This window comes from Spirosoma endbachense (genome assembly GCF_010233585.1).
GTDB classification, from domain to species: Bacteria; Bacteroidota; Bacteroidia; order Cytophagales; family Spirosomataceae; genus Spirosoma; species Spirosoma endbachense.
Genome location: NZ_CP045997.1, coordinates 4,308,948 through 4,327,398 on the forward strand (window position 1 = coordinate 4,308,948; position 18,451 = coordinate 4,327,398).

Annotated in this window: 14 protein-coding genes and 1 CRISPR repeat array; of the genes, 11 read left to right on the plus strand and 3 right to left on the minus strand. The window is 46.6% G+C overall.

Features of this window, described 5'->3' with window-relative positions; genetic code table 11:
• Positions 1 to 112 precede the first annotated feature (112 nt).
• A CRISPR array of direct repeats spans positions 113 to 3,357; the repeat unit is 30 nt; unit sequence CTTCTAATCGTACCTGAGTGGAATTGAAAT.
• A gap of 471 nt (positions 3,358 to 3,828) precedes the next feature.
• The 8 genes from GJR95_RS17330 (at position 3,829) to GJR95_RS17360 (ending at position 10,965) form a co-directional block, all read left to right on the plus strand.
• Positions 3,829 to 4,701, plus strand: coding sequence for a helix-turn-helix domain-containing protein (locus GJR95_RS17330; RefSeq protein ID WP_162387063.1), 873 nt, complete (start codon positions 3,829 to 3,831; stop codon positions 4,699 to 4,701).
• An 80-nt stretch (positions 4,702 to 4,781) separates the two neighbouring features.
• Positions 4,782 to 5,159 (plus strand): hypothetical protein, encoded by a 378-nt coding sequence (locus tag GJR95_RS42155; RefSeq protein ID WP_232541226.1) that lies wholly within the window; start codon positions 4,782 to 4,784, stop codon positions 5,157 to 5,159.
• On the plus strand, positions 5,081 to 5,959 hold the full coding sequence (locus GJR95_RS17335; RefSeq protein ID WP_232541284.1) for an aldo/keto reductase: 879 nt from the start codon (positions 5,081 to 5,083) through the stop codon (positions 5,957 to 5,959). The genes GJR95_RS42155 and GJR95_RS17335 overlap by 79 nt, the downstream gene beginning before the upstream one ends.
• Positions 5,960 to 5,977: 18 nt before the next feature.
• On the plus strand, positions 5,978 to 6,820 hold the full coding sequence (locus GJR95_RS17340) for an SDR family oxidoreductase (RefSeq protein WP_162387064.1): 843 nt from the start codon (positions 5,978 to 5,980) through the stop codon (positions 6,818 to 6,820).
• A gap of 401 nt (positions 6,821 to 7,221) precedes the next feature.
• Positions 7,222 to 8,145 (plus strand): MBL fold metallo-hydrolase, encoded by a 924-nt coding sequence (locus GJR95_RS17345; protein ID WP_198424853.1) that lies wholly within the window; start codon positions 7,222 to 7,224, stop codon positions 8,143 to 8,145.
• Entirely contained in the window at positions 8,146 to 9,066 is a 921-nt protein-coding gene (locus tag GJR95_RS17350) for a helix-turn-helix domain-containing protein (RefSeq protein ID WP_162387065.1), read from the plus strand. It begins immediately after the preceding gene.
• Positions 9,067 to 9,108: 42 nt separating this feature from the next.
• A complete protein-coding gene (locus GJR95_RS17355) occupies positions 9,109 to 9,957 on the plus strand; it encodes a carboxymuconolactone decarboxylase family protein (RefSeq protein ID WP_162387066.1) in 849 nt (282 codons plus the stop codon).
• Between the two features lie 6 nt (positions 9,958 to 9,963).
• Positions 9,964 to 10,965, plus strand: a complete 1,002-nt coding sequence (locus tag GJR95_RS17360) for an aldo/keto reductase (RefSeq protein WP_162387067.1) — start codon at positions 9,964 to 9,966, stop codon at positions 10,963 to 10,965.
• Positions 10,966 to 11,096: 131 nt separating this feature from the next.
• Here GJR95_RS17360 and GJR95_RS17365 read toward each other — a convergent pair whose 3' ends face one another.
• Positions 11,097 to 11,441: a carboxymuconolactone decarboxylase family protein gene (locus GJR95_RS17365; RefSeq protein WP_162387068.1), complete on the minus strand. Its 345-nt coding sequence runs from the start codon at positions 11,439 to 11,441 to the stop codon at positions 11,097 to 11,099.
• Between the two features lie 567 nt (positions 11,442 to 12,008).
• Between GJR95_RS17365 and GJR95_RS17370 the strand changes: the two genes are divergently transcribed.
• Positions 12,009 to 13,016, plus strand: a complete 1,008-nt coding sequence (locus GJR95_RS17370; RefSeq protein WP_162387069.1) for a trypsin-like peptidase domain-containing protein — start codon at positions 12,009 to 12,011, stop codon at positions 13,014 to 13,016.
• A 204-nt stretch (positions 13,017 to 13,220) separates the two neighbouring features.
• Here GJR95_RS17370 and GJR95_RS17375 read toward each other — a convergent pair whose 3' ends face one another.
• Together GJR95_RS17375 and GJR95_RS17380 are read right to left on the minus strand one after the other, a co-directional pair.
• Positions 13,221 to 13,634 (minus strand): PH domain-containing protein, encoded by a 414-nt coding sequence (locus tag GJR95_RS17375; protein ID WP_162387070.1) that lies wholly within the window; start codon positions 13,632 to 13,634, stop codon positions 13,221 to 13,223.
• Positions 13,635 to 13,893: 259 nt separating this feature from the next.
• Positions 13,894 to 16,065: a CocE/NonD family hydrolase gene (locus GJR95_RS17380; RefSeq protein ID WP_317167080.1), complete on the minus strand. Its 2,172-nt coding sequence runs from the start codon at positions 16,063 to 16,065 to the stop codon at positions 13,894 to 13,896.
• A gap of 590 nt (positions 16,066 to 16,655) precedes the next feature.
• Here GJR95_RS17380 and GJR95_RS17385 point away from each other — a divergent pair.
• Complete coding sequence (locus tag GJR95_RS17385; protein ID WP_162387072.1) at positions 16,656 to 17,351, plus strand: ferredoxin reductase domain-containing protein; 696 nt, start codon at positions 16,656 to 16,658, stop codon at positions 17,349 to 17,351.
• 10 nt (positions 17,352 to 17,361) lie between these two features.
• Entirely contained in the window at positions 17,362 to 18,228 is an 867-nt protein-coding gene (locus GJR95_RS17390; RefSeq protein WP_162387073.1) for an AraC family transcriptional regulator, read from the plus strand.
• Positions 18,229 to 18,451 lie beyond the last annotated feature (223 nt).

Consider the following 18,451-nt stretch of genomic DNA (forward strand, 5'->3'; position numbering starts at 1 on the left):
GTCGGCGGGGTTTTTCGTACAATTACCGACCGACGACTTTTCGATCTTATATTGTATCAGGAAGAATAGGTTTAGGCGTTGTATACGCCCATTTTTAGGTTTAAATTGTCGGCTTCTAATCGTACCTGAGTGGAATTGAAATCCGTTGGTGCCGCCCCCCATGATCTTCGAATCAAGCCTTCTAATCGTACCTGAGTGGAATTGAAATGTGCATACGCGGCACTGGCATCGTAGTAATAGACCCTTCTAATCGTACCTGAGTGGAATTGAAATCCGATGTTAAGCCACAGCCGGGGCGCTCCCCACACCTCTTCTAATCGTACCTGAGTGGAATTGAAATCTGGCAATCTGACCATAAGCCAGCTGAGCGAGCAAGACTTCTAATCGTACCTGAGTGGAATTGAAATATGATGGTGTCAAGGCAACCAGCAACAAGGAAACCACTTCTAATCGTACCTGAGTGGAATTGAAATTAGAGAAACAATAGCCAGAGTTGTGCTTCGGTTGAACTTCTAATCGTACCTGAGTGGAATTGAAATATGCTTCGACGCCGTAAGGAGCGCATCGGATTACGACTTCTAATCGTACCTGAGTGGAATTGAAATAGTAATCCAGGCTTAAATGAATCAATCGGGCTTTTACTTCTAATCGTACCTGAGTGGAATTGAAATTGGAGTTGTACGCCCAATGGAGAGCATGTAGTTCCACTTCTAATCGTACCTGAGTGGAATTGAAATAGTTGAAGCCAGACCGAACTATCGTAAACAGGCTTCCTTCTAATCGTACCTGAGTGGAATTGAAATTGATAGTCGCTACTTCACCCAGAGCCAGGCTGATTCCTTCTAATCGTACCTGAGTGGAATTGAAATGATGCAATCTGGAGAAGCGCTGGCCAACGACCATACCTTCTAATCGTACCTGAGTGGAATTGAAATTCCGTTCCGGCCACCAGCTTTTTGATGGTATCAATCTTCTAATCGTACCTGAGTGGAATTGAAATAATACCCCGATGGGTCAGGCAAAAAACTGGGTGAGTCTTCTAATCGTACCTGAGTGGAATTGAAATACGATTTCCTGGGTGTGCTGCCGGGTGATCTTGGTCTTCTAATCGTACCTGAGTGGAATTGAAATAACAACAATGGCTGGAAGCTTTACGGTCAGGCAACTCTTCTAATCGTACCTGAGTGGAATTGAAATAGTTAATTATTGTCGATAGTCTGTGTGGGGCTGGCGCTTCTAATCGTACCTGAGTGGAATTGAAATGCGACATTATTCCCAATCCCGACGCGCCTCTACCGGCTTCTAATCGTACCTGAGTGGAATTGAAATGCAACTACCCAATGGCTCTTTTGTGCCCGATCGGACCTTCTAATCGTACCTGAGTGGAATTGAAATAAAATGGGCAGCGGGAAGGTGGGCTGGATAACAGCCTTCTAATCGTACCTGAGTGGAATTGAAATTATTCTAGAATAAAGGAAAGGCCGCTCTTTTGCTTACTTCTAATCGTACCTGAGTGGAATTGAAATAACACTGCTGCGGGGGTATTACCTGCAGGTCACGGTCTTCTAATCGTACCTGAGTGGAATTGAAATACGATCGCCAGATCATAAAAACGATCGGGGGTTTCTTCTTCTAATCGTACCTGAGTGGAATTGAAATGTGAGTGTAGCTAATATGCGGTCGCGAGTCTTCTCACTTCTAATCGTACCTGAGTGGAATTGAAATTAAGGGCCGAAGAGCGAAAGTTGCCGAAACGAGAGTCTTCTAATCGTACCTGAGTGGAATTGAAATATCAGTCAATTGGCCAATGCAAGACCGGGATTTCATCTTCTAATCGTACCTGAGTGGAATTGAAATAAGAGAACGAAATATCAACAGTCGAAGGGGCTTTAGCTTCTAATCGTACCTGAGTGGAATTGAAATTCGTAGGCGACTGATATAGCCTGTCCGGTTGCGGCATCTTCTAATCGTACCTGAGTGGAATTGAAATAAGTGAATACTTAGATTGATCCATTCGCAAAGCTGCTTCTAATCGTACCTGAGTGGAATTGAAATAATGAGGGATCGTAGGACGTTGGGCGTCCCTTGCCCTTCTAATCGTACCTGAGTGGAATTGAAATCATGAAAACCTTCAAACTATCCCCTTCGCCGGTTCCCTTCTAATCGTACCTGAGTGGAATTGAAATGAGTGCGTTTTTATCGCTCGTCACTGACTTAACGCACTTCTAATCGTACCTGAGTGGAATTGAAATATGATTGTATCCATGCAGGATGTGCATTGTTCTCTGCTTCTAATCGTACCTGAGTGGAATTGAAATAAAGAAAGTCTTTATGTGACAAGTACATATTGCTTACTTCTAATCGTACCTGAGTGGAATTGAAATGGTTTTTACCTTCCCCTGACTCGAAGAAGCTACTACCTTCTAATCGTACCTGAGTGGTCCTAATTTGGGGGAGTACTATAGTTTGAGAGTTTCTTCTAATCGTACCTGAGTGGAATTGAAATGATCGAAGAGCATTTACCCGGTGTGCTTGGCGCATTCTTCTAATCGTACCTGAGTGGAATTGAAATTAACAAAAGGGGGATTATTGAGCAGGAGAAATCTGTCTTCTAATCGTACCTGAGTGGAATTGAAATTTCGTCCGTCCGACGTAGCCCGTTTGCCGGGCGAACTTCTAATCGTACCTGAGTGGAATTGAAATCTTTCGTAATAATTCTTTGATTCATAAAAGCCTAGTCTTCTAATCGTACCTGAGTGGAATTGAAATGGAGTTAGAGAGTCTTGATGCGATACGCAGGTTATCTTCTAATCGTACCTGAGTGGAATTGAAATAACAGCAGTGGCTGGAAGCTTTACGGTCAGGCAACTCTTCTAATCGTACCTGAGTGGAATTGAAATATCGCCAGTTCGGTATCGATCGTTCGGCTGTTGATCTTCTAATCGTACCTGAGTGGAATTGAAATATCGGGGCGAGAAAACGCCCGCCATTGAAGGCAAACTTCTAATCGTACCTGAGTGGAATTGAAATAAGTACACACTGAAAAGAGAGGCTGGTGTATAACCCTTCTAATCGTACCTGAGTGGAATTGAAATGTCAGTTAAGCGGTGGAAAATAAAAAACCTCGAAACTTCTAATCGTACCTGAGTGGAATTGAAATCATTCGGAAAATACGCCGGTTACCCGCTTAGCGAGACTTCTAATCGTACCTGAGTGGAATTGAAATACGTTACAGCAAACCACCATCAACGCGGCTCTGGCGCTTCTAATCGTACCTGAGTGGAATTGAAATCAGAAACTAGACTTGGTAATCAGGGAATCGTTTTGCTTCTAATCGTACCTGAGTGGAATTGAAATTAGCTTAAGCCATTTCTGTGTGGACTAAACAACATACTTCTAATCGTACCTGAGTGTATAGTGCTCCCTATATTTAGGACCAGTTTTTGCTTTTTTTAATTGAGGTTTTCCGATTCTACGTCGACTTGCAAAGGAGTACAGTACACCTCAGCAGGTGTTTTTCTAGCCAGACCTTGATGGCACATACAATCACCGTCGTCCTCATCAAGGGTTAGACAACCAAATTCCCTTTGAGGTATATCGGCGGGATTACCCGCTTCATGCTGCCAGTCGGGGAATAATCTAATCACTCAATACACGTAGTCACTAGGCGAAGCAAATGTCGGTTTATTTCATGTACTGGCTCGTTGATCGAGTAAGAACATAGGCCCACTAAATGCCCTTGCAACTGTTTAAGCCTATTCACCCGGCGTATTATTCACACCACAGGAAATGTAGGGCGTCACACGTTGATTTCCTTAACTTTGGGCCATGAATAAGTCCTTAGGAACTCATCCGTCAGATTTTAATTCTGAACTCAAATTAAAAGGCTTCAAAGCCTACCAAGTAGACGTCAAGTCGGGTGGTCACAGCTATAATCGCAAAGACTTTTACAAAATCAGTCTGAACACCGGGTCATATATTTTTCATTATGCTGACCGCAGTTTTGAAACCCAAGAAACTATTTTGTTTTTTGGCAATCCCCGAATTCCCTACTCCTGTGAGGTTATCTCACAAACAGACGGTTACGCCTGTCTCTTCACGGAAGACTTTCTGCAATTGAGCGAACGCTCCGAGAGCCTGCTCCAGTCACCTTTGTTTAAACTGGGTGGTACGCCCATCTTACAGTTAAATCCTGAGCAAAAAGCGTCGATTGCCACGATTTATCAGAAGATGATGGCTGAGCAGGATTCGGACTATGCCTATAAGGATGAGTTGATCCGCAACTACATCGGCCAGATTATTCATGAGGCGTTGAAAATGCAGCCTTCTGAAAACTACCCCGAACACAAAAATGCGGCCGTGCGAATCACAGCTGTATTTCTGGAGTTGCTGGAGCGACAGTTTCCCGTCGAAGATCCCAATCGGCCCCTTGAGCTAAAAACAGCTAAGGATTTTGCCAACCAATTAGCGGTTCACGTCAACCACTTAAACAGTTCAGTTAAGGAGGTGACGGGCAAACCCACAACGGCTCATATTGCTGACCGCATTATCAGCGAAGCCAAAGCACTGTTGCAACATACCGACTGGAACATCGCCGACATCGCGTATGCTCTTGGCTTTGACTATCCGACCTATTTCAACAACTTCTTTAAAAAGAAAACGGGCCATATCCCCAAATCAATACGGGCTGCCTCCCTTTGATTTTTATACGTTTCGCTTTGTTTTTCATTAGTTCTGCTTCCGGCGGGTTGTGACCTTTGTAGCCTAGTAATTAAAAAACTATGACTAGGAAAGAGCACATAAAACAACTGGATAAACAGGAAGCAACCAGCATAAGCCGTCGTAGCTTTTTAAGCAATACCGCCATGGCTGGTACAGGTTTAATGCTATCCCCTTTGTTGTTATCTGCAAGTGCTGACCAGCCAAAGAATAATAACAATCAGGGCGCTAACAAGCTCCATGAAAAAGACATTACCATGAAGAAAAGAAATCTTGGCACCTTGGAAGTCGCTGCATTAGGCGCAGGCTGTATGAGTATCAGTGCGGTCCGCCAGCAGACAGAGCACTGGGCATCAAAACAATTCGCACAGCGTATGAAAATGGAGTTACGTTCTTTGACACCGCCGAAGTCTACGGACCCTATACAAATGAAGATTTAGTGGGAGAAGCGCTCCAACCATTCAGGGAGAAAGTAAAAATTGCTACCAAGTTTGGTTTTGAATTGGAAGACCCAAAAGGTGGTTTAAATAGTCGACCTGAAAAAATAAAAAAGGTTATAGAAGCATCCTTAAAACGGCTTAGAACAGACTACATTGATTTGTATTATCAACACCGTGTTGACCCGAATGTGCCAATTGAAGACGTGGCCGGTACAATCAAAGACTTAATCAAAGAAGGAAAAGTAGTGCACTTTGGTCTTTCTGAAGCCAGTTCAAAAACAATTCGACGGGCTCATGCCGTTCAGCCGGTAAGTGCTGTACAATCCGAATATTCTTTGTGGACACGTAACGTGGAACTGAATGGCGTTCTTCAAACCTGTGAGGAGTTGGGTGTCGGCTTTGTCCCATGGTCACCAATAGGAGCCGGGTTTTTTACGGGTACGATTGATACAAAAACAAAGTTTGATGAGAAAACGGACTTTCGTTCCGGCTTTCCACGCTTTTCAAACCAATTTCTGCCCTTAAATATGCCCATCTTAGAATGGCTTAAAAGGTATGCGGCTAAGAAAGGGGCGACACCGTCGCAGCTAGCTTTAGCCTGGTTACTGGCAAAGAGCCAGCATATTGTTCCAATACCCGGCACTCGTAGTGAAGCCCATTTGTTGGAAAACCTTGACGCTATAAACGTTCAATTAACAAAAGTAGATGTGCAGGAAATCGAAACATCGTTATCAAAATTTCCTGTGTATGGCGACCGTATGGGAGAAGCCCATATGAGTTCAATTGATTACACTATTTAATTCAACGAAATAAAAGAAATGACGAGTCATAAAGTTTGGTTCATTACCGGTGCAGGTCGTGGCATGGGTGTAGATATTGCAAAAGCAGCTTTAGCGGTAGGTCATAAAGTAGTGGCAACAGGTCGTACTATAGAAAACGTTGCAAAGGAATTGGGTGAGGATGAAAACCTTTTCATTGTTAAACTGGATGTTACGAAGCAAACTGACGCCGAAGCTGCGGTGAAAGCGGCTGTTGAAAAGTTTGGTCGTATTGATGTGTTGGTGAACAATGCCGCCAACTTCATGGCAGGCTTTTTTGAAGAGTTAACCCAGGAGCAAATTGGACAGCAATTACAGACAAGTTTATACGGTCCTATGATTGTAACCCGTGCTGTTCTCCCCATAATGCGTAAACAACTCTCAGGTCATATCATTGCCATCTCTTCCACGGCTGGACTTACCAGCTTAGAGTTCTGTAGTGCATACTCTGCATCTAAATTTGGATTGGAAGGCTTTATGCAGGCACTACAAACAGAAGTTGCACCATTTGGTATAAACACCACCATTGTTAACCCAGGATTCTTTAGAACAGAGTTGCTTACCGATCAGTCAACAAAGTATGCTGCCAACCCAATACCAGATTATACTGAAAAAAGAGAACAATTAGTGAAATTTTGGAAAGGTGCAAATGGTCAACAGTCAGGGGACCCGTCAAAATTGGCAAAAGCATTGGTAACAATTGCGGCTGAAGAAAAGCCACCTTTACGTTTCCTTGCAGGTGCTGATGCAGTCGCCACAGCAGAACAAGTTGCTGCAACACTCCAGCAGCAGATTAACGCGTATAGAGCGTTGTCAATCTCCTTAGCCCACGATGAGGCTTAGCCGAAGCCATCAATGAGTAAAACGATGAAAATTAGCCGCCTGTCGATATCTATCGATTGCAGGCGGCTAGTTTCATTTGAAGAAATGTCTCAACTAAAGCCCGAATAATTGATACGCAAATCGCTCTTCGTCTCAAGTGGGAGCGTTTTTCTGAGATTATATAAACTACCATTGCATAGAAGGGTGGATTGCTCTTTCTCGGGTTAACCAGTGAACAGACGTTGAGGTGAACAAGGTTACCCTAAAGTCTTCACTATCTGTTCCTTCGTTGATGCTTATAGGTTTGAGTACAATCAGTAATTATGGTAAGTAAACCTGTAATCGGTATACAGGCCGGTTAACGGAATCGTCTGACCTTTGTTCCTACTAAATGAGCGCTTATTAAGCTGGTTTATAGGAACATGAAGATACAAATATTACTCGTAGGCATGGCCCTGATTGGCCCATTAACCCATTCTGGTTACTCCCAAACAACGGCGGATACCACTCAGAATAGAGCAGCCAAACCTGTTGAAAAGAAATATCAGGCGAAAGCACCGAAAACGCAGCCATTGGGAGTTGTCGCTTTTGGGCCTTCCAAGCAAACCACGATCCGGTGGCTGGGTTTCGCCGGCTTTTTTGTCAATTCTCGTGGGACAACGTTTATGATCGACCCGGTGCTGGAAGGGTTCGACATGCCGGTGCTGATTGATTTCCCAATTGCGCCCAAAGCCGTCCCCAAGCTGGATGCCGTCCTGGTAACCCACGCCGACAATGACCACTTTAGCGTACCGACTAATCAAAATTTGAAAGGGGTTACCAACGCGTATCACTCGACAATCTATGTCGACTCGCTGATGCAAAACCTGGGATTACCAGCCTTTGGGCATACCATCGGGGATAGTTTCCAGGTTGGTCCTGTACGAGTTAAACTGACTCCGGCCGACCACGCTTATCAGAACGCCTATCCGGGTATGAGCAAGCGCCGTTTCAAAAATGAAGATGCCTGTGGCTTCTGGATTCAAACGCCCGATGGCACTATCTGGGCACCCGGTGATTCCCGCCTGACACCTGGCCACCTGAGTATGCCCACGCCAGATGCTATCTTCTTTGATTTTTCGGATAGTGAATGGCACTTCACCTTTGAGGGCGCGGTGAAAGTCGCCAATGCCTATCCCAACACCCCGCTGTTGTTATGCCATTGGGGTTCGGTGGATGCACCAGACTTTAACCCGTTCAACGGTGACCCAGCCCGATTGGCGAAAGCGATTGTCAATCCGGGTCGGATCAAGGTGCTGGCACCCGGTGAGCCGTTTATGCTCAAACCGCTAAAGAAAAGTAAGTAGATGGACAAAATACGAAAGCTCCAAAGTGTAGCTCAGTTTAATGCCGAGCGCGGACAATCGGTGCTGCACCCCTTAGTGAGTGTACTGGATCAGTCCCAATCCACGTCCGTTCAGACGGGTCGGTGGCTGTCGGAGTTGTACATCGTGTTTCTTAAACAAGCCCGTTGTGCGCCATTGGTCTATGGCCGTCAGCAGTACGATTATGACGAAGGAACGATGCTGTTTATCGCGCCGGGGCAGGTGTTTGGCCTGGAAGAAAGTGAGGACGAACGGGTGCAGCCTACCGGTTGGGCACTGGCCTTTCACCCCGATCTGATTCGTGGTACGGCCCTGGGCCAGCACATCAAAGACTACAGCTTTTTCGGGTACGACGTGAACGAAGCGCTGCATCTGTCCGAGCGGGAACGGGCGCTAGTGCTGGAAGGCTTTCGCAAGATTGGCGATGAGTTGAACCACCCCATTGATAAGCACAGCAAGCGACTGATCGTGAGTAACATTGAGCTATTGTTGAATTACTGCATACGCTTCTACGACCGGCAGTTTATCACCCGTGACCACGTTCACAAAGATGCGTTGGCCCGGTTTGAAGCGCTGCTGGATGCTTACTTTCAGACCGATAAGCCCCAAACAATAGGGCTGCCTACCGTGGGATATTGTGCCGAACAACTCCATTTGTCCGCCAACTATTTCGGGGACCTCATTAAGAAAGAAACGGGCCTGTCGGCTCAGGACTATATCCAGGCCAAGGTCATCGAGCTGGCCAAAGAACGCGTGTTTGATCTGAGTAAGTCGATCAGTGAAATCGCCTACGAAATGGGTTTCAAATACCCCCAGCATTTTACCCGGCACTTTAAGCAACGGGTGGGGCAGTCACCCAACCAATACCGTTCGCTTAACAACGAGTACCGTTCGTTGAATTAGCCGCTTGTGGCTTCGTATCGATCACCTAAATCAAGCCTACCCATGAAACACATGCTGTTACCGCTCACACTGACTTTGCTTTTATCAGGGTCCGTGTTCGGGCAGAATTCAAACAAACCATCCCAGAAAGCCTCAATGGATAACCGAATCGAACGAGCCCGGAAAAAATACGAAGAACTGTTCGGGCAGCCCATCACGGCCAGCAAAACCGACCCCGAACTAATGACCATCCTGCAACGGTTCATTTTCGGTGAGGTGTTTTACATTGGAAACCTGGACGACAAAACGCGGGAATTGATTACCATCACCGCGCTCACGACCAACCAGACCCTCCCCCAACTAACCGCGCACACCCAGGCCGCCCTCAACATCGGCGTAACGCCGATTCAGATTCGGGAAGTGGTCTACCAATGCGCCCCGTTTATCGGTTTCCCTAAAGTGCTCAACGCCGTAGAAACCATCAACAAGGTGTTTGAAAGCCGAGGCATTAAGCTGCCACTGGAAGCCAAGGCAACCGTGAAGGAAGGTGAGCGCTTTGAGCGGGGACGCCAACAGCAGGCTCCGCTTTATGGTGACGCCATGAAACAGAACCTGAAAACGCTGCCCGGCGAATTTGCCGAAGCCATTCCCAGAATGCTAACCGAATCAGCCTTCGGGGATTTTTATACCCGCCAGGGCCTGGACTTGAAAACCCGCGAACTGATGATTTTCTGTGGTCTGGCCACGTTAGGCGGCACCGAACGGCAGATGGCTTCCCATGCGGTCGGCAATCTAAAAGCAGGCAACAGCAAAGAAACGCTACTGGCAGCGATGGTGCAGCTCTATCCCTACATCGGTTTTCCCCGAATCTCCAACGCCATTACCCTCATTAAAGACGCCAAAATTGACTAAGTGATCATGCCAACAAGACGAATAGGAAACGGTGGCCCGGAGGTATCTGCCCTCGGCCTGGGCTGTATGGGGATGAGTTGGTCTTATGGCCCGCCCAAAGACAAAACCGAGATGATTGCCTTGCTGCGAGCCGCCGTCGAGCGGGGCGTTACCTTCTTTGATACGGCCGAAGTGTATGGCCCCTACCAGAACGAAGAACTGCTGGGCGAAGCCCTAGCGCCGTTTCGCGGGCAGGTGGTGATTGCCACCAAGTTCGGCTGGGCACCTGCTTCGGAACGTGAAGCAACCGGACGGTGGAATGCCCTCAATAGCCGACCGGAGCACATTAAGCAGGTGGTTGAAGGGTCCTTGAAACGGCTGCGGGTGGAGGTCATCGATCTGTACTACCAACACCGTGTTGACCCGGCCGTGCCCATCGAAGACGTAGCAGGAGTCGTTAAGGAGTTGATCCAGGCCGGTAAGGTGAAACACTTTGGCCTGTCGGAAGCGGGCGCGGCTACCATTCGGCGAGCGCACGCGGTTCAACCGGTGACGGCCCTGCAAAGTGAGTATTCGCTTTGGTATCGGGAGCCGGAAACTGAAATTTTGCCCACACTGGAAGAGCTGGGCATCGGCTTTGTCCCCTTTAGTCCGCTGGGTAAAGGCTTCCTGACCGGTGCGATAACCGAGAACACCCAGTTTGATGCGACCGATTTCCGCAGCACCGTGCCACGCTTTTCGGAAGAAAACCGGAAAGCTAATCAAGCCCTGGTCGATCTGCTGGGTCAGATAGCCCAGCAGAAGAATGCCACACCCGGTCAGATTGCGCTGGCCTGGTTGCTGGCCCAAAAGCCTTGGATTGTTCCCATTCCGGGTACGACGAAGTTAAACCGTCTGGAGGAGAATCTGGCAGCAGTAGCACTAAACCTGACTCAGGATGATCTTGGCCAAATTGAAAAAGCGGCTTCAGCCATCACGATTCAGGGGGCTCGTTATCCGGCTGAGATGGAGAAGAAAAGCGGTCTATAATTGCGCAATGTCCGTCGCAGTAAACGCCCGAATAATTGACACGATCTCGTCTCAACTGGGAGCGTATTTTGAGAAGATAAAATCTGTGGTTAAAAGTAATCAAGTGTCTAGTGAAGTCGTGACTAGTACACTTATTTGCTGGCCGAGCTGGCCTCTTTAAAAAGACGCATCGCCATCAAGCCTGTGCCCACTGCTCCACCGGCTCGTAACGCGGCTGCGATAAAGACCGTTTCGGCAATTTCCTCGCGGCTAGCGCCCGCCTGTACAGCGTTGTTAATATGCGATTCGATGCAGTAGGCGCATTGAGTGGTCAGAGCAACGGCCACCGACATGAGTTCCCGATACTTAATCGGAATGACGCCATCGGTTCGCTCGGCGGTATGCTTCAGGTTCATGAAGGCAGCGGCCTCTTTGGGGGCTGCATTTAGTAGTGTGTTCGTATAAGCACGGTCTTTGGGTGTTTGATATTCAGTCATTAGGGTTGCTAAAACGGTTTAGATAGTCAGTACCCTGACATAAGGGAAATGAGAGCTTTTGTTACTCTACAAATGACTGACTTAAGGAGGCTATTTAGAGAATGTATAAACCGGTGGGCGCAATCTGTTTTTCAAGCAATCAAAAGTCAGATCAGGTCGTGTCTAGCACAAATTATTCCTTTTGACTTCACGTGGCAGTATTCCGAATCTGCCTTTAAATGCTTGGCTAAGAAGCAGTTGAGTTTTGGAATCGATTAGATGAGCTACTGCATCTAAGGAATGATTGGTTAACAGAGGCAAGTCAGAAAACCGTCATATCCATCATTCCTCACGACCTGAATGATGAACCTACGCATCAGGTGGGTTCGCTTTAAAGTCAGCGGCTAATTGATCTTTCTCGAGGTTACAACGAATGGCCTCGCTTTGGAGTCACTTAGTCATTGACTAGCCCAATAGGTAGGGGGAAATTCCAGTTTTCAATGCAATCGGTGGCAGTATCAATCACTTGGAAGGGGTGCTTGTAAGCTGTCGTAAAAAAGTGTTTCTCAAATCCTTAGCAATTAAACTATGAAAGCGAACCTAGAACTATTCATTTTATTAATAGCCTTTGGAGTTGTATTTCAATCGTGCAGCAACAAGAGTCCAATTGTTGCTGCACCTGATTTAAGCGTTTTAACACTAGAGGAAGTAGTAAACAGCAACGACCAAAATCTGACCGACCTACTGAATAAAGTAAGGGGGAGTGTTGGTAGAAGAGGGCCCGCGTCAAAAACCATATGGAGCCGGAAAAATGACTATGGCTTAGGGCTGTATATAAGCGCCAATCATGTCTATAATCTATCGGGGTGGTCTTCTCGAAGTGCCCAGTTATTCGATTTGTCGGCAGAAAACCTGGGCATCTTTGAAACCTCACAAATCCCGCCTACTAGTGGAAATATAGCTTTAGGTGATACGCTAATTGCTGACTTTCCGTTGATGCATTTTGACATATCTCCCGGCACCACCAATACCGCCATCTTACCAGCAGAGGATTTTTATTTAGGCATCATCGATAACCAGCGAATTAAACAAGGCCCTCTGGCTCAACACCCTGGTCTGGTTCAAACCACGGTGCCTTTGCGGATGTATGATCCAGCTAACCGGACAAAAGTAGTCCAAACCTGGGCTGCTCCCAATGCCGGCGAAAAAGCCATCGCGGTTGGGTATCCCCAGGATAAAGCCAACTATCCCAATGGGGCCGTCGCTTATGGCAAAATACTATCCGATATCGAAGCAACGGCTATTATCCCCCAATTGAAAGCTGCGGGCGATGTTGAAGGCGATATTGCGTATGATTCGAATGTCGAGTTTTTTTTAGAAGCCCAAGCGCTAGTTGGTATGAGTGGAGGCGGGGTATTTAATTCAGCAGGGCACTTATTAGGTATTATGGTTAGGGCTAGCGATCAGGCCAATGCCCCCCCAATAATCCGGGTAGTGAAAGTGTCTCATATTCACTCAAAAATGATCGAATTTTATCATAGGATGTCGGAATCAGACAAGCGCAAACTACTCCCCTTTATAGGGGGCGAAATATAGTATATAGGTGAGCGTAGTCACTAATAAATTGTGATATTCACGACTTCACCTGCCACTTTGTCCGCTAAACTCTTACAAGTTTATTGTCACGGTAAAGGCCCATTTATTTAAGCAGACACATGAAGCGTCATTCGTCTCAAGTGGGAGCATTTTGTGATACGGCTATCGCCAAGGTTAATCTAAGCTCTTCCTTAGTGCTGATACTTATACCCTCTTTAGCCGAACTTCAATGTCGGGATTTTGATGGAGCAGATCAGCGATGAAGTCCATTTTGTCCTCAGGAGAGAGGAGCACACTATCGAATCGATTATAGACTAATTCAATTCGATCCAGCGAGAGAGCGGGGGAGCTAATGGGGTTTCGGGTTTCGATGATCTTTTTGATGGAAGCAATGGGAATCTCCTTGTGAAAGAAAAAGCCGGATTGAATGTTAAGGGTGTTTTTGTCCAGTTTATAGCGTGTTGTCATAAACAGGTGCAGGATCAGTAGTGAAACCACCAGGATAATACCGACTCCTGCCCAAAGCCCTTTGTAGACCATCAAGCTACCTAAACCAACAAATAAGCCAGCTAAGGGAATAGCTAGCTCAAGTCCTACTTTAGATATATACGTTTTCATCGATTTCCCTTTTCATCGTTTCGAATGGCTCCAAAGTAGTAAGATAGGAAAAAAGGCAATAACAACGCCGCTATGAATGAAATATGATTAATTATTCGTCGCATTCGGGAGGGTTTTGTGAGGTAATACTCAACAGAGATTTTATCTTTTCTCTCGCCTGTTCGCCCTACATTTTTTAAATCATTTTAGGAATAGACACCACCCCGAACGTATACATTACAACAAGTCGGTTCAGAGGGGCTGTACTGCCTACTAACCGCTAGTCTTTGGTCTTAAAATCAATCAGGTAAGGCTTGAGTCGATCGCCATTCTCATTGCGAAAACTTGAACCGATCACTAACTGGTAACGCTGATTCGGTTTCACGTCAAGTTCAAAGGAGAACGATTGAGCATCCTCCGAAAAACCTAGTAACCGTTTCACCCGCACCATGCTTTCTACGCCCAAAGAGCCTTTGCCAAAACTATAATAGCGGGTATCCATCTTTTGGGAAAAGCGAAGGGTAACCACCGATGTGCTCGTGCTTACCGATTGAGCCCCGTTTTCGAAGGGAGCCATGCTAATCACTCTGGGTCGGTAGTCCTCAAAATTCCAGACAGATGGCGGGGCATTTTCAGTAATAGCCCCTTCGAGCAAATCCACCTCCATAAAACTGTCATTGAAAACTGTTTGGGTGGCCTTCGCATAATCGGAGGACTTTGCTTTATAGGGGTTGCGCACGAATGTCTGGGGGTTACGCGCGAATAAGGGGAAGGCCGTACTTTGGACCTGGATCATGATCCGATGCCCTTTTTTAAAGGTATGCAGCACATCCTGCAACGGAAAATGGACGGCTGTTTTCTGACCAGCGCGCAGGGGCTGCGGCGTTTCAAAGCTGTTGCGAAACCGGGCAGGCATCATTTCCGAACGAACCATCTGCCAGTAATTACTCAAGGTGACGTTTTTATGGGGCATGTAGGCATGATTGGGTTCGTCCAGGGGATATACATCAATCAGTTTGACAAAGAAATCAGCATCGGTACCGGTACTAGCTACGTTCAGATACGCTTTAATTTCCCCCCCTAGGGTCACATCCTGAGACAAAGCACCGGTTTGAAACGTCAGTACGTCGGGCCGACGGCCTGCAAAGCGTTGGTCTTCGCTCATGTAATTGTAAGGCGTAAAGTTCATCGTTGATGTCAAATCCTCGGTGTGGGGAACGGGCTTCATGGGATCGCTGGGGTAAGAGACTGACTCAATCTTTTTAGGCGGTTGCCGATCTAATGTGCCCGCTGCATTTAGGTAAAGCTTTTGTTTATGAAAACGAACAGGTGGCCATTGATCAAACTGATGCCATTTTTTCAGGCCCGTATCAAACATATACGCTTCCGGTAAACCTGTGCTGTTGCCAATGCCCTTCAAAAAATGACGAAAGAATTTGGCTTCAATCTCATTCATATAGAAGCTCGCCAGGCTATCGCCGAAATAGAGGTTACTGTGCAGGGTATGGCCGGTCTCATAGGCCCATCCACCGTGACCAAATGGCCCCATGACTAGCGTGTTGTAGGTGCCGGGGCTCTTCTTCTCAATGGTCTTGTACAGATTCAGGGGCCCCGACAGGTCTTCGGCATCAAACCAGCCCCCAACGGTCATAACGGCCGTTTTTAGATTGGGCGGATAGTGCTGGAGTACAGCTCTTTTTCGCCAGTAGTCATCATAATTGGGATGATTCACCGTTTGCTGCCAAAAGACGTTATCTTTATAGTAGGTGTCAGCAAACGTCAGCGGGCCTTGATCCAGGTAAATTTGGTAGCCATCCCGGACAACTTTAGCCGTATTAACCGGCGGGCTATCGTACCAGGCAAAGGTGGTCGTGTCTTTCTTTGGAACGCCAAACCAGGGAAATAATAAAAAATAACTCTGCAAAAAGGCCCCATTATGATGAAAGTCATCAAAAAAGAAGTCTGAAATGGGTGCCTGCGGGCTGGATGCTTTCAGGGCAGGATGGTTACTCAGCAGACCAGCTGCTGCGTAAAACCCCGGGTAAGACATCCCCCACTGACCTACATTGCCATTATTGTTGGGTACGTGCTTGACCAACCAGTCAATGGTGTCAAAGGTATCGGAGCTTTCGTCCACGTCTGTATTACTTTTGTGAACCGTTAGGGGTGTCATGTTGGTAAACTGCCCTTCACTTTTGTAGCGGCCCCGCACGTCCTGATACACCATGATATAGCCCTCCTGCATCATCGTCATCGATGGGCCTAAGTGGTTGGGATAACTGTCGTTACCGTAAGGGGCAATGCCATAGCAGGTACGTTGCAACAGGATTGGATAGGGTCGGGTCGCTGTGGCTAGTTTAGGGGTATAGATAGCCGTAAACAGGTTGACCCCATCGCGCATGGTAATGTACGTCTCGGTTTTCGTATAGTGATCCTGGACTTTATAGGCCATTTGCGCGTTTAGATGATGTGGTCCCAAGAGGAGGCTGATGACAAGAAGCTTGACAAAAAATTGACTCATAAGTAGTTGGTTTGGCTGTTCCTGATTAGCAACTAGTTTGCGCGTCGCTCAATCTCCTTACGCTCGCTAACTACCAGCAGTCAGTTACTGGCCTACAGGGTGTAGCGATTTGGAGTGGGAACTCCCACTTTGACGAAAGGTTACAGCCTAAACGGATAATTATCTTCCCCCAGGGTTTAGGTGGATTAAATGGACAGCACAGTTGGGCTAACCGCACGCCTTGCACCATGGGCGGCCTAGCCGTAGGTCGCTTCAGTAGGTGAGAACCTAAAATCGTCCAGACCCTTATAAAACGTCCTATAAACGCCCCATTTAAAAAGCGTTTTTCAAAGACTTAAGAATGGCTACAAATAATAAACGGCTCATTGGTAGTCCATTGGATTACGCTACACTAGCAATCGACCAGTAGGCAGCTTGGAGAATTTGTGGGCATAGCCGTTATTCGTCCACCTGTTGCCGCCATTTATAAGACAAAAGCCATATAGCTCATCGGTAATTTTGCCTCAGCAAATCAACAACAAATGGCAAATATTCTCAAAAAGGCAGCGGCTGGTTTATTGGATCGTATGTTAATCCCGGCATATGTAGTGGAGATGCGTGCTTGGCAACCAGCCACCCTGTATGAAGTCGATGTTCATCTGCCCTCAGTCAGTATGGAACAATGGAATACCATCAAGCGCTTTAAATGCAAAGTCGATGGGTTTGAATATCGGGATTATACGCCAGCCATATGGAATGCAGAGAACAAAATATGCACCCTTTATATCGAAGCGGGACATAACGGATCGGGTAGCCGTTGGGTGAAGCAATTAAAAACAGGCGATCAGATTTTAGTAGGCGTTGCTCACGCAGCATCGCTGCCTGCCCAGACAGGAAAAGTGCTCGGCTTGGCCGACGGCAGTGCACTGGGTCACTTTTTAGGATTGAAGCAGTTAACTGATCGGCAAAAACACCCCATGGAGGTGGCGATTTTTCTGCATGATGATTACCAGTTGCCCCCCTCACTTCTTGCCAATAATACCGAATTTGACTTTATTGTAAAGCCTGATGGCCATTGCCTTAGTGCCCTGGAGGAGTGGTGTATGAGCAAAGATTTAAGCATTTACTCTACTATTTACATTGCCGGCTACATACCCATGGTGACAGACTTGCGAAAAAAGCTAAAGGCGACCCCCAACGTATCGGCCAGAATTTACTCGTATGGATTCTGGTCCTAGAGCTGAAAGCATGACTAAAGAAGGAATCCAGCTTTATTCGTTGATCGAAAGTCTGACTGGGGTAGAACTAATCCGAATTGTGGATCAACCACCAATCCAACAGGTGGAGCAAAAGGTTATAATCCCCCATCGGCACGATCATTATTGTTGCTTCTTTTTAGAAAAAGGAGAATTAGCCTTTAGCCTTGATTTTCAGCAGTTCACCATTCCTTCCTCATCGCTGCTGGTATCTTGTCCCGGACAAGTTCATCAACTGGGGTCGGCGAAAGATGTGGCAGGCTGGTTCATGGCCTTTGAGGCCCGATTTGTTGACCCCAAGGCCCGTATGGTCATCGAACAATCCTTTGCCAACGTTGTTCTACTGGATTTAAGCCCTGAAGATCAACGTTGGTTTGCGGCTATTTTTGAGCTGATCCAATCAACCCAAGCGGGGACAGAGTCACAGTCCTTTAACCCGCAACTCCTGCAAGCGTTGATCAATGCCTTGTTCTATAAACTGGTTGCCGTATTTCAGTCACAGGAAGATCAGCGGATTCAGGCCCATTCCCTACGCCGTATTGAGATTGTGAAGACGTTTCGGCAATTGGTGCAGGAACAGTTTCTGGTCCTCAAAAAGCCGGCTGACTATGCGGTCCGGATGAATTTAACCGTCAGTTATCTCAATGATTCGCTGAAGTCAGTAACGGGCTTTTCCTCGACTTACCTTATTCAACATGAAGTGATTCGCGAAGCGCAGCGCTTATTGATTTATACCGATAAAAGTGTGAAAGAAATCGCCTTTGTGTTAGGTTACAATGATACGAAATACTTCATTAGACTGTTTGGCAAAACGGCAGGACGATCACCGATTACGTTTAGAAAGGCTAATAAGTTATAAGCAGGACCTTAACAAAACTTGACCTGCTTAACTGAGTATCACCTTTGTCTCTTTGTGGAGCGTTTTTATAAGACGATTAGTTTTTAATTATTGTCCAACCTAGTTAGTAGCATACGGTCTCAGAATTGTTTAGTTAAGATCTCTATACCACCAAAGGGGAACTTGCAACTGTCAGTTGATTGTTGTATAATTGTCAACTGATAATTGCAGCTATGAAAACCAA